Below are 22,421 nucleotides of genomic sequence, written 5' to 3' on the forward strand. Positions count from 1 at the left end.
TTGCGGTTGTGGCCCTGGGGCCTATTCGAGTACCACTTCGAGATCGAGGTGGCACAGCCTGCGATAAATCTCTTCCTTGCGTTCACGTACGGCATGGTTCTGCGGCAACAACTCGCAGCAGCTATGCAGTAAATGCAGCACTTCCAGCGCAAGATCGGGCTCCCAGGCGTTCAGGCCTGAGTCCTGTAATGTTTGGTCCAGTGTTTCGAGTTGGGTCTTGGCCAGTTCGTATTTCTTGGCCATGAAGCACAACCGCGCGAGGGCGAACTGCCAGAAGAATCGAACGCGCCCGCCCTGAGCGCTTTGCAGGCCTTGCTTGAGGATCTGCACGGCGGCCTTGAGGCCGTCCTTGCGCAGAATCGGCAGGACTTCTTCCAGGGCCAGTTCCCAGGCCGGCTGGGTATCGACGTCGGTTTCGACTTTGCGCGGCGCACTGGCGCTTTGCAGGTGCGGCATGACATTGGCGGCGATCCACGCCCGGGTGGACGGATCGGCAAACGGGGCGCCATCGTGGTAACGCAACTCGACGATGCCAGGCAGGCGCTGAATCAAAAGCGCGAAGTGGATTTCCACTTCGCGCATGGCCATCTCGGCGTTCAGGGCCTGAAGGCATTCCCAGACCATCCGCTGGCCATCGAACCAGAACGGCGCCTTCGCCAGGCTCGCCTCCAGTTCCACCAACAGGTCAGCGTATTTGCCCTGATCGTAGCGGTCCTGATAGACCTTGAGCTTGTCCGCCGGCAAGCCGCGCAGCACGGTGATTTGCTCGGCATTGCGCTCGGGGATGGCATCGATCGGCAACCAAAGCAACGTGCGATTGAGGCGCAAGGCGCGCAAGTCGGTGGCTTTCTGCTTGAGCCACCAGGCACACAACGGCCGCGCGCTCTCTTGCTGAGCGCGCAAGGCCTTGTGGGCTTCTTTTTCGTTATCGATCGGTGCGCCGGGGGTGAACAACTGCGTGGCGGCTTGTTTGACCTGAGCGACTGCGGCGCCGACCACACCGGGTTCCGGCTGATTGTCGGCAGCGCGCTGCACCATGCTTTTCAGGCGACGGGAGATCGGCAGCAACAGCGGCGCATCGTCGCCCAGGTGCTCGGTGCAAGCGGCGTCGAGGCCTTCAAGGTGTTCGACCAGCCGCCGGAACATCGGCAACTGCTCTATGATCGCGACGTTTTCGGTGAGCACCTGCTCCAGACGCGGCACCAGCCAACTGATGGCGGCGGCGCGTGTGCGGGGCTTGTTCGGATGAATCTCGGCCCAGTGATGCTCCGACAGATGGTGCAGCAACCCGAGGCCGGCCAGCAGGCCCTGGAAGGATTCACGCTGGTACAAAGCCCAGGTCAGCCAGGCGCCGACGCGCAAATCCTTGGACTGGCTACGCAGCAGGTTTTCGCTGTTTTCACGGATTTTCAGCCAGTCGATCTGACCGCTTTCGTGCATGGACGAGGCTTTCGCCAGCTCGCTTTCCAACGCCTCATATTCGCTCGAAAAGCGAACATCCTCGCCCGCGAAATTCTCTTTGGAAACAGAGACTTTTGCGAGATCAAGGTAATGCGCCGAAAGTTTGCTTGAGTAGGACATCCATGGCCTTTAATTAGTATTACGGTCGTACGCCCAATGAAAATTTCAGGGGGTATGGACAGTATCAAAGAGCTGCGAGAAGTCTCATCCAATTGAGTTCGTGCTCTTTCAAGTGCGCGCATCGTAATCACTATGATGGCCACTAGCAAGCACCCGATTAAACAACAAGACGAAGCGTTGTTTATTGCCTGTAAGAGATTGCCCTATATGTGCAAGGGGTTTCCCTGATGTCGCCTTAATTCCCCAGCCTTCGGTTGACGCCCCTGAAACCATTGAGTTAGAGCGGCATACTCAACCTGGCTCAGATTGTTGGCTTCAAGCTTTCGCGGAAGGTGTGCAGCATGCCAACAATTAGCAAGGAAGAATGTAGGAAAGCTCTGAAATGTTTCAGAGATGTTAAGAAAAACGAAAGCAGACAATGGAACTGTAAAAAAGTGCCATTGATGTGACATCACTTACAATTTGAATAGTTACTCAAGTTCGGCGATATCCAGTGCGATTGTAAGTACTTCGCTCACAACTGCAATGCAACATCCTGAAATACGGAAGTTTCTGACGGTGCTTCAGGCTGCATCCTACATAACCCCTCTCGATGGCTTGTTAACGTGCAGAACATTGACGCCTGCGCAGACCAATCATGGACTCAGACTGCGCAATTTTTTCTCTTCTGAGCTCAAGGACGGGCTTAAAAAGCAAAAGGACAAGCGCATGCTCGCACCGGCTAATGCTGCCCCTTTCACCCTTGCGATCCCAACGGTTCGCAATGACTTTAAGGTGCTGGCCTTTGAAGGCACCGAAACCATCAGCACCTTGTATTCAGTTAACGTCGATCTGGTCAGCGAGAACCCGGATATCGATCTGGAGAGCTTGCTCAACCAACCTGCATTTTTGCAATTCGGCCTGCATGGCGAAGGTATTCATGGTCATATCGAAAATGTGGTCGCGGGCGAATCTGGAAAACGTCTGACCCACTATCACCTGACACTGGTCCCCGCCCTCCACTATTTGAAACTCAGCCACAACCAACGGATTTTCCAGAATCTGACTGTGCCGCAAATCATCACTCAGGTGCTCCAACAGCATGGCATCCAGACTGATGTGTTTACTTTCCATGTCAGCACCAACGTCGAGCGCGAGTTTTGCACCCAATATGGGGAAAGTGACTTCGAATTCGTCCAGCGTCTGTGCGCCGAAGACGGTATCGCATGGCATCACCAGCATTCGTCTGAAAATCATTTACTGGTCTTCACCGACGACCAGGTCTTTTTACCGACGCTAGGCCCAACCCCCTATCGGCAAGATGCCGGCATGGTCGCGGAGCATCCGGTCGTCAACCGGTTCGCCATGGGGTTCAGCACACGCACCAGCACGGTCACACGCCGCGACTATGACTTGAAACGCCCCAGTTTGCTGCTCGAAAATCGCTACACGGCCGAGTTCAACCCAACGCTTGAAGACTACCGTTATCCGCTACTGATGAAGACCGAGAAACAAGGCAAGCACCTCGTGCGCCTTGCTCTGGAACGACACCGTCGCGACTACCAGGTCGTCGAGGGTGAAAGCAACCAGCCGACGCTGCGCAGCGGTTACTTGTTTGACCTGACCAAACACCCGCGCACAGCCTGCAACGATATGTGGTTACTGGTAAGCCTTCGTCACGAGGGGAAACAACCGCAATCCCTGGAAGAAGCATTCAGCAGCGACGATAAATCCGCCGATGGGTTTACCCAAGGCTACCGAAATAGCTTCAGCGCGATTCCGTCGTACGTGCTCTACCGGCCGCCGCGGCCTCCCCGAAAACCTGTACTTGTTTGCCAGACCGCTCGTGTAACGGGACCGCCCGGCGAGGAGATTTTTTGCGATGAGTACGGCAGGGTTTGCGTCGAATTCCCTTGGGATCGAGCAGAACTCAACAGCGAAAAAAGCAGCTGCTGGCTAAGGGTTGCGTCCAGTTGGGCGGGCGAGGGATTTGGTGCGGTGACGATCCCGCGTGTCGGGATGGAAGTGGTCGTGACTTTTCAGGAAGGCGATCCGGATCAGCCGTTAATCACCGGTTGCGTGACCAACAAGGTGATGTCCGTCGCGCATCAACTGCCCGAGAACAAGACTAAAACGGTGCTGCGCAGCCAAAGCTCGCCGCGCAGTGGCGGCTACAACGAACTGTCGATTGAAGACCGCGCCGGGCGTGAAAAAATCTACCTGCGCGCACAACGCGATATCGAGCAACTGATCCTCAACGACAGCCACAGCCACAGCCTGATCAGCAATGACCGCTTCGAACAGGTGGACAACAACAGCACCAGCCTGATCAAGGGCAAGGAATGGCACACCACCCAAGACGCGCGCAGCACGGTGATCGGCGGTGACGAGCTGATCACCATCAGCGGCAATAGCAGCACGACGTCCGCAGGTTCGCTGGTCATTCAGGCCGGTCAACAGGCTCATGTCACCGCCAGCAACGTGGTGATCGATGCGGGCATGAGCCTGACGCTCACGGCGGGCGGTCATCACATCGTCATCAACACAGGCGGGATCTTCAGCAGCGTGGCCATCGTCGAGGGAGGTGCGCCACTGGCAGGTATTCAGCCGCTGCAGGCTGTGGGCAGCACTCCCAATGCCGTCATCGCCAACCCGTTATCGATTGTTGCCGGCGCCCACCAGCAGGCAGTGGATTACTGCCCGCTTTGCGAGGCGTGTCTCGATGGCCAGTGCGATATTGGAGAAGCCGCATGAATCCACTTGAACAATGGCTGCTCGAACAATCCCGGGCCGGACGGGACCTCTACCTGATGCTCGACAGTTACGGCCAGAACGAAGAACGCATGGCGTTAGCCAAGGAATTGGGAGCCGACCAGTACCGCAGTTTGTATGTGGGTACGGCGGCTAACTCAATGGCGTCATCGGGTCCTTTTCTTTTTCAGATTGATTCCGTTAACCATCCGGTCATCCAGGCACTGCTCAAGACGCCTGAGCGTCACTGGGGTTGGCTGGCGAGCGCCATTTACTTTGAACTAGATGCCTTGGCTGCTCACTGGCGCAACCGGCTGGTAGTCGGTGAGCGACCGAGTCAAGCGGTGTATCGCCTCCACGATAATCGCGTGCTGGGACGCGCCCTGACTCATCTGCAACCTGAGCAACGCGCCGATTTTCTCGGGCCGATCGCCAGCGTCTGTTACTGGCACGCTGAGCAATGGACAGTCACTGACAACCCTGACCCCGGCGAACATCCGCTGCCGCTTGACCCTGCCTGGTTGCACACCCCAACACCGGACATCGTCTACGCGAACATCCAGTTCGATAACACACGCCGCTACCTGATCCGTGAGCACACCGAGGCCCTGGCTCGGCTCGCCGCAGACAGGGACGTGGATGACTGGTTGTGGAGCCTGATTCAACTGGCCCATTTATGGAATTGGCAACAACCCGAGCAGGTGCATTTTTTGTTGACCCAATGCTTGAAGGCGCCGGGATACCTGCCTTCCAAGTCGTGGGAACCGAAGCCCGACGAGGCACCAGCGGCGCATTTTGAGCGGGTGTATCAGCAGATGCGTTATTGACAGGGAGATGCACTCGCATGAAACGGATTTTTCAAAGCCTGACCCTCGGCAGTTGCCTGTCTCTGACATTGGGTTGTGCCGCGCTCGGCAAGTCGGACAGCTTCACTTTCGTTCCCGATTTTCCGCCTGACTTCAAGTACGAACTGACCGCCAACTACGTGCCCGCCCAAGGGCAGACGTGCACCGTGCCGGGTGGGAAAGGTACTCAGCTTGGCTTCAATAAAATCTACATGGAATACGAAGAAACCTCCGCGATCCCGCTTTTCAGAACCGTGAGCGGCTGCCCGCTGGCGCTGAACCGTGTGGAGGTCGAGGTCACGGGAATCTTTGGCCCGGAACGAAGTGATAGAAGCTCTGACTATGCCGTAATTGCGGTGCGCTCAGAGTTGTTGGATCGGAACAAAGGCACTTTCAACGCTGTTGGCGTAGGTGAGTTCTTAGGCGAGTGTCAGTGGTTTTTCCGCACAGTCGGTCCCAAGCGTTACCTCATTAAAATCCTTTACTGCAAAAAAACTGATCCACAGGGGGATATCGCGAAGGGTCGTCCCTTCAAGGCTTACACGCTCGATCAGTTACCAGGGAAAACCGTGAAGTTGAAAATCACGTTAGCCGGTAAGGAGGAGCCTTATATGGGCGACACATGGGTGAAAGTGCCTGACGGCTGGAAGCGTTGCATGGGGAAAGGTTTCGAAGATCAGCATGCGTTTTGTTACGGCAATCACCAAGATTTCAGCACCTTCAGAATGGTGGATGAACGGACTTGCACCATTTACCCAGGCTGTACAGAAACCAAGGACGAAACCCCATGACGTGTCAAAAACCTTGGTATTCGCGGGAAATTGTCCCGCCTAAGAAACGAATCATTCAAGGTCTGACCCTCGGCAGTTGCCTGTCTCTGACATTGGGTTGTGCCGCGCTCGGCAAGTCGGACAGCTTCACTTTTGTTCCCGATTTTCCGCCTGACTTCAAGTACGAACTGACCGCCAACTACGTGCCCGCCCAAGGGCAGACGTGCACCGTGCCGGGAGGGAAAGGTACTCAGCTCGGTTTCAACAAGGTCTACATGGAATACGAAGAGACTTCTGAGATTCCGCTTTACCGAACCGTGAGCGGCTGCCCGCTGGCGTTGAACCGTGTGGAGGTCGAGGTAATGGGCATCTTTGGCCCGGAACGAAGTGATAGAAGCTATGACGATGCCGCTATTGCCGTGCGTCCAGAGTTGTTAGAGCGACAAATGGGCACTTTCAACACTGACGGCGTAGGTGAGTTCTTTGGTGAATGCCAGTGGGCTTTTCGCACAGTCGGCCCCAAGCGCTACCTGATAAAACTGCTTACCTGCAAAAAAATGGATGAACAGGGAAATGTCGCCCGAGGTCGTCCTTTCACGGCCTACACACTGACTCAGCTACCTGGAAAAACAGTAAGACTGAAAATAAAGCTAAGCAATGAAGAGCTGCCAGGTTGGGGCGACACTTGGGTCCAGGTTGCCGGTGGCTGGAAGCGTTGCATGGGTAAAGGCTACGAAGACCAGCGTGGCTATTGCAATGGAAACTACAAGGATTTCAGCACCTTCAAGTTGGTGGATGAACGGACTTGCACCATTTACCCAGGCTGTACAGAAACCAAGGACGAAACCCCATGACGTGTCAAAAACCTTGGTATTCGCGGGAAATTGTCCCGCCTAAGAAACGAATCATTCAAAGTCTGACCCTCGGCAGTTGCCTGTCTCTGACATTGGGGTGTGCCGCGCTCGGCAAGTCGGACAGCTTCACTTTCGTTCCCGACTTTCCGCCTGACTTCAAGTACGAACTGACCGCCAACTACGTGCCCGCCCAAGGGCAGACGTGCACCGTGCCGGGAGGGAAAGGTACTCAGCTCGGTTTCAACAAGGTCTACATGGAATACGAAGAGACTTCTGAGATTCCGCTTTACCGAACCGTGAGCGGCTGCCCGCTGGCGTTGAACCGTGTGGAGGTCGAGGTAATGGGCATCTTTGGCCCGGAACGAAGTGATAGAAGCTATGACGATGCCGCTATTGCCGTGCGTCCAGAGTTGTTAGAGCGACAAATGGGCACTTTCAACACTGACGGCGTAGGTGAGTTCTTTGGTGAATGCCAGTGGGCTTTTCGCACAGTCGGCCCCAAGCGCTACCTGATAAAACTGCTTACCTGCAAAAAAATGGATGAACAGGGAAATGTCGCCCGAGGTCGTCCTTTCACGGCCTACACGCTGGATCAACTACCGGGAAAAACCGTGAGGCTGAAGATCAAGTTGGCCGAGGAAGAACTACCTGCGATCGGTGATACCTGGGTGAAAGTGCCCGGTGGATGGAAACGCTGCATGGGCGACAACTTCGAAGACCAGTACGCGTTTTGCTTCGGTAATCACAAGGATTTCAGCACCTTCAAGTTGGTGGATGAACGGACTTGCACCATTTACCCAGGCTGTACAGAAACCAAGGACGAAACCCCATGACGTGTCAAAAACCTTGCTATTCGCGGGAAATTGTCCCGCCAAAGAAACGAATCATTCAAGGTCTGACCCTCGGCAGTTGCCTGTCTCTGACATTGGGTTGTGCCGCGCTCGGCAAGTCGGACAGCTTCACCTTCGTTCCCGAACTCCCGCCGGACTTCAAGTACGAACTTAAGGCGATCTATCTGCCAGCCAAAGGACAAACGTGCACCCTGGCGGGAGGCAGAAATGCTCAGCTCGGCTTCAACAAACTTGATATGAAATACGAAGCAACTTCTGAGATTGAGCTGTACAGGACAGTTGAAGACTGCCGGGTGGCATTGAATCTAGTGGAAATCAGGGTCACGGGGATCTTTGGCCCGGAACTCAGTGATAGAAGCTCTGACTATGCCGTAATTGCCGTGCGCTCAGAGTTGTCGGATCGGAATAAGCGCACGTTCAACGCTGCTGGCGTAGGTGAGTTTTCTGGCGAATGCCAATGGTCGTTTCGCACGGTCGGCCCCAAGCGCTACCTGATAAAACTGCTTACCTGCAAAAAAATGGATGAACAGGGAAATGTCGCCCGAGGTCGTCCTTTCACGGCCTACACACTGACTCAGCTGCCGGGAAAAACAGTAAGACTGAAAATAAAGCTAAGCAATGAAGAGCTGCCAGGTTGGGGCGACACTTGGGTCCAGGTTGCCGGTGGCTGGAAGCGTTGCATGGGTAAAGGCTACGAAGACCAGCGTGGTTATTGCAATGGAAACTACACGGATTTCAGCACCTTCAGGATGGTGGACGAACGGGTTTGCACCATCTACCCAGGCTGTACCGAAAATAAGGACGAAACCCCATGAGCATTGAAACTTTAGCCGTGAGCGACAGGCCTTTTATGGGGGGCAACATCCACGCCTGCCCGTTACGCGGTCATTCGACGAGCTTTCAGTTAGTAGACGAATTCGGCGACGGCAAACCGTATGCAGGTTTGACCTATGAAGTCATCGATTACGAAGACACTGTCTACACCGGAAAGTTGAACGCTATAGGCGCCGGAAAGGTGGATAACCACTACTGCGGCCCGGTAATGCTCAAAGTCGATCAGCGCTTCCAAGGCGCAGAAGAGCTCTACAAGGATCTAAGGGATAGACCGAACTACCCTCTCCCCATCACCGAACTACAGGTACGCGCTGAAAAAACCCGCTTTTTCGACAAATCAGGCGTACGCACTCTGGCAAATCCCGCGAAGGATCTCGCTGATCCCGATACTTATTACCAGGTTGAAGTAAGCGAACTGGTCAAGCACGTAGCGCATTTGCCGCCCTTGGCCTCACGCAGCGCCCCACCCAACACGGTGTTGCATACGCTGTTCCGCCAGCCGGCAAAAACCAGAGCATTAACGCCCCAGAATAAAGCTGCCTCCGGTGGGGAAATGGGCGCTGTCATGACTCCGGCGGACATTGGCATGTTCGAACTAGGTTTCGCCCCGCCGCCGCCCAAGTCAAAGGGCATTGCCTTATTACCGAACAAACATCATGTGCTGGAAGTGCGGCCGATGAGGGCGCTGCGGCCGATGTTGTCGACCGGCAGCGAGTTTTGCGCACTCAACCTCTATCAACTGGCGCTGATGTCGACGTTGAGTTACACCGACTTTGGTCAAGACCCGAACACCCATCCCGTAGAAACGGACAGCGTGACATTTCCACTGCAGCCCAGCAGTGGTAACTGGTTCGGGCATGCCTTGCCGCAATTTGATGAGCTATGGCAAGTCGATGGTTCACAGACTGCGAAGTTCTACCCCTTGTATGAAGAGGTACCCTACTCCAAACGTCTGGAATTGGTGCCGTTCGACCCTCAGTTGTACCCCGAGGCCAACGATCCGGAACTGGGCGATGCGCAGGAACACCCGGCGAACGTAAACTTCCTCGATGATCGCAACAAAGAAAACAAGACCGACACCCAGGCCTTCATCTGCCATCACGACGAGTTGATATTGATCAGTGTCAGGGGAACCAGTGAGACAGGACCCGATGCCTGGCTTGATGCGGATGCCAACCAGGTGCCTTTCGAACAAGGGGATGGAAAGGTACACAACGGTTTCTATAGAGCTGCCAAAGTGGCCTACACATTTGTCGTGGACTACATGGAAAAATTCTACAGCGGGCAAAAGCTGGTGATTTGCGGACACAGTCTTGGCGGTGCAGTAGCGCTGTTACTGGCTGAGATGCTGCGACGCAATAATCGGTATCAACCGGACATCGTCCTATACACCTACGGCGCCCCCCGCGTCGCCGACACAACCTTTATCGAAGCTGCAAAACCGCTGAACCACCATCGCATCGTTTTCCACAACGACCCCGTACCGAGCGTTCCTTCCACCTGGATGAACACGCCTTCCAACCGCGTTCCGATGTACGCCACCCATGGAGCGGTACTTGCCCTTCACCCGGTGGGTGGCTTGGCGTTTTTTATAGGCGGGATCACTAATTTCCTCGGTGACCCGTATGGGCATCACGGCCAGTTGCGTCACTTCATGCCGGTGGAATTCGGCAAAGGCCACAGGTCGTCCATCCTCTGGGAACCGGGTTGCAGCACGATCAACGATCATGGTTACGCCGAAGCGCTGCGACAGACGGATGGCCTGCCCAAGCGCGACCACTTTCTGCGACAGGTGATAGATAGAGGCCATCACTCGATGATCGGCAGCTACATTCCGGGCTGCTGGGCCAGCCTGCGGCGCTGGCAGGAAGCGCTGGAAAAAAGACGCTCGCTGGTGACGTTGACGGAGCTCCAATGGGTCAGCGACGCCCTGACAAATGTCTCAGGACAACTGAGTACACTCAAAGCGAAAATCGAAAAGCTCTCCCGTGCCCATGCCAATCCCCAGCGAGATACCCAAGCGATAAGGGATCTTGAAAAAGAAGTCGAACAAATAGGCCAAACCAAGGCCCGCTTGCTCGCGCTGCACAAGCGGACGGTCATCGACGCTGATGTTTATGGCAGCTACGCCGATCAGCCCGAGTGGGTGCAGGAGAGCCTGCTTCGGTGGAAGGCTCATCCGGAAAATATCGCCAAGGAGCAACTGGCGATGATTCCCTCACCCCCCGTAGACAATGAAGCCGCGATTGCGGCAATCACCGGAGGGCATGCGGTGGGCACGCCGTTCCATTTGGATATAGATTCGATTGTGTAGCGCTTGCACGAATAAACAAAAGTGTCAGTGTCGCCGCTACTTAAACACCGCCTGATCATTCTTGTTTAAAGGCCTTGCAGGTAACGTCGTGAAAGCTACAACACCTTGCGTCGTTGCCTACGGCTACGCCAGAATCCGCCGGCTTGTGCGCCTTAGGGCCAGTCGGTAACTTGGTTCCTGTCACTGCCCATCAGTGATCGGGTTTAGTAGCCCGTCGTAGTTAAGTCGTACAAGTACTCATTAGTCAGGGCCTCAACCCTGCGCTTGATGGTAGCTGTGCGTAGGGCGCCCTCGGGCGCGCCGATTTCTTAGCTCGTCGGTCTACTAACCTGCGTACAGCTGCCTCCATTACGTTTAGTAGCGGACCGGTCGCAGCCTCATTCAGAGAGAGCTAAGACATGTTGAAGGTCACACCCAACCCACCGGACACCGATCCGGTCTCACCCTACGAAAACCCCGATTCAAAAAAACTCAACGACGCCGCCGAGCGCGCCCTCGACCATCACTTCCCTCCAATCAAGCCGAAACAACCCAAACGCAACGGCCAGCTCTTCAGCGTTTGCCCCGACATCAACACGGATGCACTGCTCGCCAACGCGTCGGAAGACTCTCGATCTATCAGCGCCATCGCCGCCGACCTCGCCGACGATGTGGAGGGCCCACAACGCTCCGTAGCCTTGGCGATCAGCCGCATGGCCGACGGGGTGCATTTGTTGGTAGAACGCGCGCTGGATGACCTCGACGAGCCGGAAATGGCGGCGATTCTCGCCAGGAAGCACAGCCGAACCAGCTGACCCGCCAGCCACAAAAAAAATGGGCACCCAACCTCGTTGGCGTGCCCATTTTTTATCCCGCTCACCCGCTACGCGGGCAGTCGGTGCGTGTTACGGATTAACGCTGTCTTTCAACGATTTGCCTGGCTTGAACGCAACAGTGTTGCTGGCCTTGATTTTGACGGGTTCACCGGTTTGCGGGTTTTTGCCGGTGCGGGCACCGCGGTGGCGTTGCAGGAAGGTACCGAAGCCCACCAGCGTGACGCTGTCCTTGCGATGCAGAGCGCCGGTGATTTCTTCGAGAACGGCGTTGAGAACGCGGTTGGCCTGCTCTTTGGTGAGATCTGCTTTTTCAGCAATTGCTGCGGCGAGTTCTGGTTTACGCATATTAGTGAAGCCCCTTTGACGGTTTTTTGTTGTTATGTCCGTGCTGCTCTCTGCGGAGCAGCGCCCAAAGCGCCGCAGGTGCTCTACTCTGCGGCAGACGGGGTTGAGGATGGCACGCACGGAGGAGCCGCGCCAGTCTCGGCGCGCGGTTTGTAGGGGCAAAACAGGGGTGATTCCGACAGAACGACCGGCATTTACGCCAGCAGTGCCGGAAGCTCTTTGTTGAGGGCCAGTTTTTCCATCACCGCGGCGCCTGTCAGGGCATAACCGAGCAGTTTTCCGCCCGCATCGCGGCATAAGACCTTGATGTCGGCGCCCTGCCCTTCGACCGTCCAGACGCCCTCGGTACCGCGTGGTGGCGGCGAGACCACCAATGGGCACACCGGGGTTTTCACGGTGATTGGCATCGGGCCGTAACTCACCGCCGTAGGGGTTCCGGCCAGAGTCTGGGCCAGCGCTCGGGCGCAGCTCATCAACGGCATGACGTACAGCAAGTTCAGCCCATCAACTTCGGCGCAGTCGCCCAGTGCGTAGATATTGTCATGGGAGGTTTTCAGGTGACGGTCGACCACCACGCCCCGATTGACTTGCACGCCGGCCGCAGCCGCCAGATCGATACGCGGGCGCAGACCGATGGCCGAGACCACGACGTCACAAGGAATCACCTGACCATCGGACAGATGCGCTTCCAGACCGTCAGCCACTCGCTGCAAGCGATTGAGCACCGGCCCGAGGTGGAAGCGTGCGCCAAGGCTTTCCAGACCGGCCTGGACGGCAGCCGCGGCGGCCGGGTGCAGCAGGGTCGGCATCACTTGCTCGCACGGTGCGACCAGTTGCACCTGGTAGCCGCCAAGGCTCAGGTCATTGGCGAACTCGCAACCGATCAGGCCGGCGCCGAGCAGCAACACCCGACGCTTGCCGGCCGCCGCCGCACGAAAGCGGGCGTAATCTTCCAGATCGTTGATCGGGAACACGCAATCCGCTGCGTCGCCGTCAATTGGCACCCGCACAGTTTCGGCACCCCAGGCCAGAATCAGGTCACGGTAGATCACCGCTTCCTCACCGATCCACAAGCGCTTGTGGCCCGGGTCGATGCCACTGATGCGCGTGTGCGTACGCACTTCGGCCTTCAGCGTCTCGGCCATGGTACCGGGTTCGGCCATGCTCAGGCCGTCGGCGTCTTTGTTTTTGCCGAAACCGGTGGAAAGCATCGGCTTGGAGTAGGAACGCCCGTCATCGGCGGTAATCAGGAGCAACGGGGTTTCGCTGTCGAGCTTGCGAAACTCCCGGGCCAGGTTGTACCCGGCCAGCCCGGTACCGACGATCACGACAGGTGCGTTCATTCCTTACTCCTCTAATTGTTTTAAGCAGCGATTTCGATCATTTCGAAATCCATCTTGCCCACGCCGCAGTCCGGGCACAGCCAGTCTTCCGGCACGTCTTGCCACAGCGTGCCCGGCGCAATGCCGTCGTCCGGCCAGCCGTCGGCTTCGTTATAGATAAGGCCACAGACCACACATTGCCATTTTTTCATTTGGTTCATCCTCAGGATTCAGGCGTATTGCCGGCGCGAACGGTCGATGGTTGCAGCGCTGCCGTCCGGCTCAGGGCGTTTTGTACTGATCGGGCCCGTCAGATGCAAGCCTGTTCGGCGCGACGGCGGCCGCGGTCAATCAAAATCGCCGGCTGACATGGTAAGCTCGCCGCCTCATTTGCTGCCAATAATGACTCACTGTGCCGCACTCAAAATCCCCGCTGTGGCTCACCCAAGGCCAACTCACTCCCCGCCCCGACGCCTCTATTCTCGACTGGCTGTTCGACGAAGGCTCCCTGACCCGACGTTTGATCCGTTTGTCGAATGACCGCTTCAGCGTCACGCCGCTGTTCGAAGGCTGGCAACTGCTGCGCACCGACGAATGTGCTGCGCTGGACCTGGCCGAAGGCAGCGAGGGCTGGGTTCGCGAGGTGTATCTGCGCGGTCACGGCGAGGCATGGGTGTTTGCCCGCAGCGTGGCGGCACGCAGCGCGCTGCAGGGCGATGGTTTGCACATGGACGAATTGGGCAGCCGCTCCCTGGGGGAATTGCTGTTTTGCGATCATGCGTTCCTGCGCCGCGCCATCGAGGTTTGTCACTATCCTCAAGCATGGCTGCCGCAGGAATGCCGGGCACCTGAGCTGTGGGGCCGGCGTTCGCGATTCGACCGCGGCGCCTTGAGCGTGTTGGTGGCCGAGATCTTCCTGCCGACCTTATGGAACGCCACCCGCGCCCATCCGGAGAACTGTTGATGTACCAGAGCCTGCTCAAGTCCCTGAACCGCTTGAATCCTCGGGCCTGGGATTTCATTCAACTGACGCGCATGGACAAGCCCATCGGCATTTACCTGCTGCTGTGGCCGACCTTGTGGGCGTTGTGGATTGCCGGTAAAGGTTCGCCCTCCTTGGCCAACGTGGTGATTTTCGTCCTCGGCGTGGTGCTGACCCGCGCCGGTGGTTGTGTGATCAACGACTGGGCGGACCGCAAGGTCGACGGCCACGTGAAACGCACCGCGCAACGGCCACTGGCCAGCGGCAAGATCAGTTCGAAAGAAGCGTTGGTGTTCTTTGCGCTGTTGATGGGCGTGAGTTTCCTGTTGGTGCTGTGCACCAACGCGCCGACGATCTGGTTGTCGCTGGGCGGGCTGGCGCTGGCGTTCACCTATCCGTTCATGAAGCGCTACACCTATTACCCGCAAGTGGTGCTGGGCGCCGCGTTTTCCTGGGGGATGCCGATGGCGTTCACCGCAGAAACCGGGGAACTGCCGGCCGTGGCGTGGCTGTTGTGGATCGCCAACCTGCTGTGGACCGTGGGTTACGACACGTATTACGCAATGACCGACCGCGATGACGACCTGAAGATCGGGGTGAAATCCACAGCGATTCTGTTTGGCGATGCGGACCGGGTGATCATCCTGACGTTGCAAGGGTTGGCGCTGGGTTGCTTGTTGCTGGCCGGGTCGAAGTTCGAGCTCGGGGGCTGGTTCCATCTCGGCTTGCTGGCGGCGGCGGGCTGTTTTGCGTGGGAGTTCTGGTACACCCGCGACCGTGACCGGATGCGTTGTTTCAAGGCGTTCTTGCACAACCATTGGGCCGGATTGGCGATTTTTGTCGGGATTGTGCTGGATTACGCTTTTCGTTGATGGACACGCTTTATGTAGCAGCTGCCGAAGGCTGCGTCCGGCTGCGCAGCAGTCGTAAATCCTGAACCCGCGGTTCATCTGATGCACCGCATGAGCAGACTTTACGACTGCTGCGCAGCCGGACGCAGGCTACGCCAGCTGCTACCGGGCTACGATCCGTTAAGGTTCGCAACTTCCGTTACATATGCTCGCGAACGACGTGCCAGACATCTTTCATCTTGTCACCCTTCATTTCCCCGGCTTTCTCGTCCTTCTTGAAGTAGTACAACGGTTTGCCGCCGTAGGCCCACTGCATTCTGCCATCGTCACGCTTGATGATTGACCATTTGCCTTCAGGCTTGGCGCCCGCCTCTGCAATGAACGGTGGCCAGTACTCCAAACACTCACCGGTGCACGAGGACTTGCCGGCAGTGTCCTTGTCGAACGTGTACAGGGTCATGCCTTTATGGTCGACCATCATGCCGTCTTTCATCATCACAGGATCAGCTGCGAAGGCCATCGTTGGCAAAGCCAGGACCGCACTAAGCATCAGGGCCTTAAAGGAATACGAGTATTGCTTCATGGAAACCTTCCTTTTGTGGTTGTCAGGATTCGGACTTAGAGCTTAGTCCAGGTTCATGACAATCGCCGGGCGTCTAAAATACTGTCACACGACTGCAATAATTCCGTTATCTAATGCGGCGCAAGACAGTTAAATGACAAGAGGATTAAGGCATGGTTGGCAGGAGCATTCTGATCGTCGACGACGAAGCGCCCATTCGCGAAATGATCGCCGTTGCGTTGGAAATGGCCGGCTATGACTGCCTGGAGGCCGAGAACTCTCAGCAGGCCCATGCCATCATCGTCGACCGCAAGCCGGACTTGATCCTGCTCGACTGGATGCTGCCCGGCACCTCCGGTATCGAGTTGGCCCGCCGTCTCAAGCGTGATGAGCTGACCGGGGACATCCCGATCATCATGCTCACCGCCAAGGGCGAAGAGGACAACAAGATCCAGGGCCTGGAAGTCGGCGCTGACGACTACATCACCAAGCCGTTTTCCCCACGCGAACTGGTAGCCCGCCTCAAAGCCGTGCTGCGCCGTGCCGGCCCCACCGATGGCGAGGCGCCGATTGAAGTCGGCGGCTTGCTGCTGGACCCGATCAGCCACCGCGTGACCATCGACGGCAAACCTGCCGAGATGGGCCCGACCGAATACCGCCTGCTGCAGTTTTTCATGACCCACCAGGAACGTGCCTACACTCGTGGGCAATTGCTGGATCAGGTCTGGGGCGGCAATGTCTACGTCGAAGAACGCACCGTCGACGTGCACATCCGTCGTCTGCGCAAAGCCCTCGGCGATGCTTATGAAAATCTGGTACAAACCGTGCGCGGTACAGGCTACCGGTTTTCCACCAAGGCCTGATACTGCCCTTACCCGCCCGACAAGCCGACAAGGACGCATGTTTCCGTGAACCAAAACTGGCATGGCACCCTGATTCGCCACATGCTGTTACTGGTCACCGGTTGCCTGGTGATCGGCCTGATTACCGGCTACTACGGCTGGAGCCTCGCCGCAGGCCTGGGCATTTATCTGGCCTGGACCCTCAAGCAACTGCTGCGCCTGCACGAATGGCTGCGCCTGCACACACCCGATGAAGCACCGCCCGACGGCTATGGCCTGTGGGGCGAGGTATTTGACAGCATTTATCACCTGCAACGCCGCGACCAACGGGTACGCGGGCGTCTGCAAGCGGTGATCGACCGGGTCCAGGAGTCCACCGCCGCGCTCAAAGACGCGGTGATCATGCTCGACAGCGATGGCAACCTGGAATGGTGGAACCGCGCCGCCGAAACCCTGCTCGGCCTCAAGACCCCGCAAGACAGCGGCCAGCCAGTGACCAACCTGGTGCGCCACCCGCGCTTCAAGGAATATTTCGAGCAGAGCAGCTACGCCGAACCGCTGGAAATCCCGTCGCCGACCAATGATCGCGTGCGCATTCAGCTGTACATCACACGCTACGGCAACAACGAACACTTGATGCTGGTGCGCGACGTCACACGCATTCATCAGCTGGAACAAATGCGTAAAGACTTCATCGCCAACGTCTCCCATGAGTTGCGCACGCCGCTGACGGTGATCTGCGGCTATCTGGAAACCCTGCTCGACAACGCCGAGGAAGTGAATCCGCGCTGGACCCGCGCCTTGCAGCAGATGCAGCAACAAGGCGGGCGCATGCAGACATTGCTCAATGACTTGCTGCTGCTGGCCAAACTGGAAGCCACCGATTACCCGTCGGACAACCAACCCGTGGTAATTGACGGCTTGTTGCAGTCCATCAAGAGCGACGCCCAGCAGTTGTCCGCCCAGAAAAACCAGCACATCACGCTTGAAGCCGACCCGAGGATTTTGCTCAAGGGCAGTGAAGCGGAACTGCGCAGTGCGTTTTCCAACCTGGTGTTCAACGCGGTGAAATACACTCCGGCCGAAGGCTCTATCCGCATTCGCTGGTGGGCTGACGAGCAAGGCGCACACCTGAGCGTGCAGGACTCCGGGATCGGCATCGACAGCAAACACCTGCCGCGCCTGACCGAACGTTTCTACCGCGTCGACTCCAGCCGCAATTCCAACACCGGCGGCACCGGCCTGGGCCTGGCCATCGTCAAACACGTGTTGCTGCGCCACCGTGCGCGGATGGAAATCAGCAGTGTGCCGGGGCATGGCAGTACCTTTACCTGCCACTTTGCGCCGGCGCAGGTGGCCAAATTGCAGGTCCTCAAGACCGCCGACTGATACCGGCCAGCACTGGCCACTAGGCAATTACCGAGTCAGCCGCTACATTGGCTGACTTGTGCCTGCCTTTCAGGTGCACTTTTTCCATTCCTCTTGAATACACGGAACCCGCAAAACTCCATCATGGACCCTTCCCCTGGCTTGACCCTCGCAACACTCTTCGCCGATTTCGGCATGATTCTTTTTGCTCTGATCCTGGTTTTGCTCAACGGATTTTTCGTTGCGGCCGAATTTGCCATGGTCAAATTGCGCTCGACCCGGGTCGAGGCCATCGCCGATAAAAACGGCTGGCGCGGGCATATCCTGCGCACCGTTCACAGTCAGCTCGATGCCTACCTGTCGGCGTGCCAATTGGGTATCACCCTCGCCTCCCTCGGCCTTGGCTGGGTCGGTGAACCGGCGTTCGCGCACATTCTGGAACCGCTGCTGAGCGCCGTTGGTGTTGAGTCCGCCGAAGTGGTCAAGGGCGTGTCGTTCTTCACCGCGTTCTTCATCATTTCGTACCTGCACATCGTGGTCGGTGAACTGGCCCCCAAATCCTGGGCCATTCGCAAACCCGAGCTGCTGTCGCTCTGGACCGCGGTGCCGCTGTACCTGTTCTACTGGGCCATGTACCCGGCCATCTACCTGTTGAACGCCAGCGCCAACACGATTCTGCGTATCGCCGGCCAGGGTGAACCCGGCCCGCATCACGAGCACCATTACAGCCGCGAAGAGTTGAAGCTGATCCTGCACTCCAGTCGTGGCCAGGACCCGAGCGACCAAGGCATGCGCGTTTTGGCTTCGGCGGTGGAAATGGGCGAGCTGGAAGTGGTCGACTGGGCCAACTCCCGCGAAGACCTGGTGACGCTGGAGTTCAATGCGCCACTCAAGGAAATCCTGGCGATGTTCCGTCGCCACAAGTTCAGCCGTTACCCGGTGTACGACAGCGATCGTCAGGAGTTCGTCGGTCTGCTGCACATCAAGGACCTGCTGCTGGAACTGGCGGCGCTGGACCATATCCCCGAGTCGTTCAACCTGGCCGAACTGACCCGTCCACTGGAGCGCGTTTCGCGGCACATGCCGCTGTCGCAATTGCTGGAGCAGTTCCGCAAGGGCGGCTCGCACTTCGCGGTGGTTGAGGAGGCCGACGGCAACATCATCGGCTACCTGACCATGGAAGACGTGCTGGAAGTACTGGTCGGCGACATTCAGGACGAACACCGCAAGGCCGAGCGCGGGATCCTCGCCTACCAGCCGGGAAAACTGCTGGTGCGTGGCGATACGCCGCTGTTCAAGGTCGAACGCCTGTTGGGCATCGATCTGGATCACGTCGAAGCTGAAACCCTCGCCGGGCTGGTCTACGAAAGCCTGAAGCGGGTGCCGGAAGAGGAAGAAGTACTGGAAGTCGAAGGCCTGCGGATCATCATCAAGAAGATGAAAGGGCCGAAGATCATTCTGGCCAAGGTGTTGATGCTCGATTAAGCCCAAAACCTGTGGGAGCCGAGCTGGCTCGCGATAGCGGCTTAATATCCAACATCACCGTGTCTGACACACCGCTATCGCGAGCAAGCTCGGCTCCTACAGGGATCGGTGTCGCCTTCACTTCTTGCCCAACGCAAAGTTGGGCAACACCCCGACCGGTTGCTTGAACTGGTACGGAATTGATACCAGCCCCAGCCCGGTATTGCGTTGCACCACAAAGTGCAGGTGCGGCCCGCTGCTGTTGCCGGTATTGCCCGACAGCCCCAACGCACTGCCCACCGTCACTTGTTGCCCCTCGCGAACACAGACCGAGCCTCGCTTGAGGTGCAAATACACGCCCATGGTCCCGTCGTTGTGCAGCACCCGTACGAAATTGCCCGACGGGTCCGTGCCGCGCCCGCTCTGCCCGCTCTCGGTTTTCACCACCACGCCGCCACGCGCCGCGATGATCGGCGTGCCCTCCGGCATGACGATGTCCATGGCGTAGCGATTCTTCGGCCCGAAGTGACTGTATTGGCCATTGGCGCCCTGACTCACGCGAAACGGACCGCCCCGCCAGGGCAGCGGGTAGCGATAGCCCACCATGGCGGCCCCTGAAGGGTCGCCCAGGGAATATTCGAACTTCGGGGTGTACACGAGCGGTCTTCCGGCCTGCGCCGCCGTGAGCACTGCGACACGAATGCTGCTGCGCGCCGGCAACACCTTGCGAATAGGTCGACTCGGGGCGCCGCTGACGTTCTTCAACCCGGTGAAACCCAACCCGACCTCAACCGGCGCATACAGGTTATTGCGCACGTACACACTGTGCACACCGTCCTTCTTCATGAACACGAGGTACACCTGACGTTCAAGGTGCTCTTCCATCCGATCCTGAAAAACGAACACCTTCGAGCCTTTAGTAGGGCGGTCACTGTAGGAGACCACGCCATTGGCATCGGTGGACTTGTAGACCGTCACGGCCATCGCCGAGGTGGCGGCCATAAACAGCCCACAAAAAAACAGCAGTCGCGTGAACATGGGCAGGATTCTGTCGAGTAAGGCATCAAATGGAGCCTAGCAGGTGCAATGGACCCGGCTAGTCGACAGATGTTTCAAATGATCGCTCCCACGCTTCGTGCGGGGATGCAGCGAAGCAGATGCGGAGCGTCCGGGGAGGCCTTCCCACGCAGAGCGTGGGAACGATCATGTAGGAGCGAGCCTGCTCGCGATGGCGCACTGTCAGGCGACGAAGATTACGCGCCCGGTATGAAATGCTTCTGCGCGGTACCACGAGCAATCAGGCGAGAGATGTAATCGAGCTTCTGAGCATCCTGGTCGACGAAGCGGAAGGTCAGTTGCAACCAGTCGCTGTCGGGTTTTGGCTCGTGGGCGACGACCGCGTGCAGGTATCCGTTCAGGCGGGCGATTTCAGCGTTCTCACCCTGCTCCAGGTCGAGTACCGCGCTGTCGAGGATCTGCGGCAGCGTGTCGGTGCGTTTGATCACCAGCAGCGCTTCCTTGATGCTCAAGGCCTTGATCACGCATTGCTGAATGCCGCTGGGCAAACGCAGCTGACCTTGACCGCGACCGCCGGCAGGCGCTGCGGAAGTAGCCGGTGCCTTGACCGGTGGGCTGTTGAGCAGACCTTTAGACGGTGCGGCAGCCGGAGTCGGTGCGACCACGGCAGCCTTGCCACCGGTCAATGCGCTCAGGGAGTCGTTGCCGAAGGCCGAGTTCATCTTGGTCGGCGCGCCACTCATCAAGGCATCAAGTTTGCCGACCTTGTTCAGGGCCTGCTTGACCTTGGTCAACAGTTGCTCGTTAGTGAACGGCTTGCTGACATAGCCGGAAACGCCGGCCTGAATCGCCTGGACCACGTTCTCTTTGTCGCCACGGCTGGTGACCATCACGAAGGGCATGGTCTTGAGATTGTCCTGCTCGCGGCACCAGGTCAGCAGTTCCAGGCCAGACATTTCCGGCATTTCCCAGTCGCACAGGACCAGGTCGAACGCTTCCCTGGCCAACATGGCCTGAGCCTTCTTGCCGTTGATGGCATCTTCGGTGCGAATACCCGGGAAGTAGTTACGCAGGCACTTTTTTACCAGGTCACGAATGAACGCTGCATCGTCCACCACCAATATGCTGATCTTGCTCATCCATCACCCCTCGAAAAAATCCCGGCAAGCATACCGTCTTGCTGATGGCACATTGCCAAAAACCTTCAGTCACGCCGGGACTTTTCGTTCGCGGGTGCTGCTTCTAACGTCGAAAACCACCTGCAAAAACGCCCGGCCAAAGGACCGGGCGTTTTTCTTGGGCAGTCTTACTTATCGTCAGCTTTGCCCGGAACATTAGCGGTTTCACCGCTTGTTCCTTCAACTTCTTCCTTCATGCGCTTGAGACCCAAGTGACGCACGTCGGTGCCGCGTACCAGGTAGATCACCAATTCCGAAATGTTGCGCGCGTGGTCGCCGATCCGCTCCAGCGAACGCAACACCCAAATGATGCTCAAGACCCGCGAGATAGAGCGTGGGTCTTCCATCATGTAGGTCGCCAGCTCACGCAGGGCGGTCTTGTATTCGCGGTCGATGATCTTGTCGTACTGCGCCACCGACAACGCCAGGTCGGCGTCGAAGCGGGCAAACGCGTCCAGTGCGTCGCGAACCATGTTGCGCACCTGGTCGCCGATGTGACGAACCTCGACGTAACCGCGCGGCGCTTCACCTTCTTCGCACAATTGGATGGCACGACGGGCGATTTTGGTCGCTTCGTCGCCGATGCGCTCCAGGTCGATCACCGATTTGGAGATGCTGATGATCAGGCGCAAGTCAGACGCCGCCGGCTGACGACGGGCCAGAATGCGCAGGCATTCTTCGTCGATGTTGCGTTCCATCTGGTTGATCTGGTCGTCGATCTCGCGAACCTGCTGGGCCAGACCGGAGTCGGCTTCGATCAGCGCGGTGACCGCGTCGTTGACCTGCTTTTCCACCAGCCCGCCCATGGCCAGGAGGTGGCTGCGCACTTCCTCAAGCTCGGCGTTGAACTGCGCGGAAATGTGGTGGGTAAGGCCTTCTTTACTAATCATGTTGGC

At 57.7% G+C, this 22,421-nt stretch carries 21 protein-coding genes; 13 read left to right on the forward strand and 8 right to left on the reverse strand.

Annotated elements, in window-relative coordinates; all coding sequences use genetic code 11:
* Positions 1 to 21: 21 nt before the first annotated feature.
* Complete coding sequence (gene tssA, locus LOY55_RS30100) at positions 22 to 1,581, reverse strand: type VI secretion system protein TssA (RefSeq protein WP_223523073.1); 1,560 nt, start codon at positions 1,579 to 1,581, stop codon at positions 22 to 24.
* 708 nt (positions 1,582 to 2,289) lie between these two features.
* Here tssA and tssI point away from each other — a divergent pair.
* The 8 genes from tssI (at position 2,290) to LOY55_RS30140 (ending at position 11,573) form a co-directional block, all read left to right on the forward strand.
* On the forward strand, positions 2,290 to 4,314 hold the full coding sequence (gene tssI, locus LOY55_RS30105; RefSeq protein WP_258668375.1) for a type VI secretion system tip protein TssI/VgrG: 2,025 nt from the start codon (positions 2,290 to 2,292) through the stop codon (positions 4,312 to 4,314).
* Complete coding sequence (locus LOY55_RS30110; RefSeq protein WP_223523075.1) at positions 4,311 to 5,138, forward strand: DUF4123 domain-containing protein; 828 nt, start codon at positions 4,311 to 4,313, stop codon at positions 5,136 to 5,138. The genes tssI and LOY55_RS30110 overlap by 4 nt, the downstream gene beginning before the upstream one ends.
* 17 nt (positions 5,139 to 5,155) lie before the next feature.
* Positions 5,156 to 5,947, forward strand: a complete 792-nt coding sequence (locus LOY55_RS30115; protein ID WP_223523076.1) for a hypothetical protein — start codon at positions 5,156 to 5,158, stop codon at positions 5,945 to 5,947.
* The gene (locus LOY55_RS30120; RefSeq protein WP_223523077.1) at positions 5,944 to 6,780 is read left to right on the forward strand and encodes a hypothetical protein; all 837 of its coding nucleotides are present in this window, start codon (positions 5,944 to 5,946) and stop codon (positions 6,778 to 6,780) included. The genes LOY55_RS30115 and LOY55_RS30120 overlap by 4 nt, the downstream gene beginning before the upstream one ends.
* On the forward strand, positions 6,777 to 7,613 hold the full coding sequence (locus tag LOY55_RS30125) for a hypothetical protein (protein WP_258667303.1): 837 nt from the start codon (positions 6,777 to 6,779) through the stop codon (positions 7,611 to 7,613). Before LOY55_RS30120 ends, LOY55_RS30125 begins: the two co-directional genes overlap by 4 nt.
* Complete coding sequence (locus tag LOY55_RS30130) at positions 7,610 to 8,446, forward strand: hypothetical protein (RefSeq protein WP_223523081.1); 837 nt, start codon at positions 7,610 to 7,612, stop codon at positions 8,444 to 8,446. The genes LOY55_RS30125 and LOY55_RS30130 overlap by 4 nt, the downstream gene beginning before the upstream one ends.
* A complete protein-coding gene (locus tag LOY55_RS30135) occupies positions 8,443 to 10,779 on the forward strand; it encodes a lipase family protein (RefSeq protein ID WP_223523083.1) in 2,337 nt (778 codons plus the stop codon). The genes LOY55_RS30130 and LOY55_RS30135 overlap by 4 nt, the downstream gene beginning before the upstream one ends.
* 398 nt (positions 10,780 to 11,177) lie before the next feature.
* Positions 11,178 to 11,573 carry a DUF6124 family protein gene (locus LOY55_RS30140; protein ID WP_223523085.1) on the forward strand — a complete coding sequence of 132 codons (396 nt, stop codon included), beginning with the start codon at positions 11,178 to 11,180 and terminating at the stop codon, positions 11,571 to 11,573.
* A gap of 90 nt (positions 11,574 to 11,663) precedes the next feature.
* Here LOY55_RS30140 and LOY55_RS30145 read toward each other — a convergent pair whose 3' ends face one another.
* The 3 genes from LOY55_RS30145 to LOY55_RS30155 all read right to left on the reverse strand — a co-directional run bounded on the left by LOY55_RS30145 (position 11,664) and on the right by LOY55_RS30155 (position 13,473).
* On the reverse strand, positions 11,664 to 11,939 hold the full coding sequence (locus LOY55_RS30145; RefSeq protein WP_003213368.1) for an HU family DNA-binding protein: 276 nt from the start codon (positions 11,937 to 11,939) through the stop codon (positions 11,664 to 11,666).
* Positions 11,940 to 12,133: 194 nt separating this feature from the next.
* Complete coding sequence (locus tag LOY55_RS30150; RefSeq protein ID WP_223523086.1) at positions 12,134 to 13,282, reverse strand: NAD(P)/FAD-dependent oxidoreductase; 1,149 nt, start codon at positions 13,280 to 13,282, stop codon at positions 12,134 to 12,136.
* 20 nt (positions 13,283 to 13,302) lie between these two features.
* A complete protein-coding gene (locus tag LOY55_RS30155; RefSeq protein ID WP_007942683.1) occupies positions 13,303 to 13,473 on the reverse strand; it encodes a rubredoxin in 171 nt (56 codons plus the stop codon).
* Positions 13,474 to 13,673: 200 nt separating this feature from the next.
* Between LOY55_RS30155 and LOY55_RS30160 the strand changes: the two genes are divergently transcribed.
* Both LOY55_RS30160 and ubiA read left to right on the forward strand, forming a co-directional pair.
* Positions 13,674 to 14,225, forward strand: coding sequence for a chorismate lyase (locus tag LOY55_RS30160; protein WP_223523088.1), 552 nt, complete (start codon positions 13,674 to 13,676; stop codon positions 14,223 to 14,225).
* Positions 14,225 to 15,115, forward strand: coding sequence for a 4-hydroxybenzoate octaprenyltransferase (ubiA, locus tag LOY55_RS30165; RefSeq protein WP_046030740.1), 891 nt, complete (start codon positions 14,225 to 14,227; stop codon positions 15,113 to 15,115). The genes LOY55_RS30160 and ubiA overlap by 1 nt, the downstream gene beginning before the upstream one ends.
* 178 nt (positions 15,116 to 15,293) lie before the next feature.
* On the opposite strand, the gene LOY55_RS30170 is transcribed toward ubiA, so the two are convergent.
* Entirely contained in the window at positions 15,294 to 15,677 is a 384-nt protein-coding gene (locus tag LOY55_RS30170; protein ID WP_109786768.1) for a hypothetical protein, read from the reverse strand.
* A gap of 152 nt (positions 15,678 to 15,829) precedes the next feature.
* On the opposite strand from LOY55_RS30170, the gene phoB reads away from it, so the two are divergent.
* The 3 genes from phoB to LOY55_RS30185 all read left to right on the forward strand — a co-directional run bounded on the left by phoB (position 15,830) and on the right by LOY55_RS30185 (position 19,351).
* On the forward strand, positions 15,830 to 16,519 hold the full coding sequence (gene phoB, locus LOY55_RS30175) for a phosphate regulon transcriptional regulator PhoB (RefSeq protein ID WP_007896474.1): 690 nt from the start codon (positions 15,830 to 15,832) through the stop codon (positions 16,517 to 16,519).
* 81 nt (positions 16,520 to 16,600) lie between these two features.
* A complete protein-coding gene (phoR, locus tag LOY55_RS30180) occupies positions 16,601 to 17,887 on the forward strand; it encodes a phosphate regulon sensor histidine kinase PhoR (RefSeq protein ID WP_256577246.1) in 1,287 nt (428 codons plus the stop codon).
* A 123-nt stretch (positions 17,888 to 18,010) separates the two neighbouring features.
* On the forward strand, positions 18,011 to 19,351 hold the full coding sequence (locus LOY55_RS30185) for a hemolysin family protein (RefSeq protein WP_046030749.1): 1,341 nt from the start codon (positions 18,011 to 18,013) through the stop codon (positions 19,349 to 19,351).
* A 117-nt stretch (positions 19,352 to 19,468) separates the two neighbouring features.
* Here LOY55_RS30185 and LOY55_RS30190 read toward each other — a convergent pair whose 3' ends face one another.
* From LOY55_RS30190 to phoU, 3 genes are all read right to left on the reverse strand, one after another.
* Positions 19,469 to 20,368 carry a peptidoglycan DD-metalloendopeptidase family protein gene (locus LOY55_RS30190; protein ID WP_046030750.1) on the reverse strand — a complete coding sequence of 300 codons (900 nt, stop codon included), beginning with the start codon at positions 20,366 to 20,368 and terminating at the stop codon, positions 19,469 to 19,471.
* A gap of 215 nt (positions 20,369 to 20,583) precedes the next feature.
* Positions 20,584 to 21,486 carry a response regulator gene (locus tag LOY55_RS30195; RefSeq protein ID WP_223522292.1) on the reverse strand — a complete coding sequence of 301 codons (903 nt, stop codon included), beginning with the start codon at positions 21,484 to 21,486 and terminating at the stop codon, positions 20,584 to 20,586.
* 167 nt (positions 21,487 to 21,653) lie between these two features.
* Entirely contained in the window at positions 21,654 to 22,415 is a 762-nt protein-coding gene (gene phoU, locus LOY55_RS30200) for a phosphate signaling complex protein PhoU (RefSeq protein WP_008150055.1), read from the reverse strand.
* Between the last annotated feature and the right edge of the window lie 6 nt (positions 22,416 to 22,421).

The organism is Pseudomonas sp. B21-040 (genome assembly GCF_024748695.1).
Classification (GTDB): domain Bacteria; phylum Pseudomonadota; class Gammaproteobacteria; order Pseudomonadales; family Pseudomonadaceae; genus Aquipseudomonas.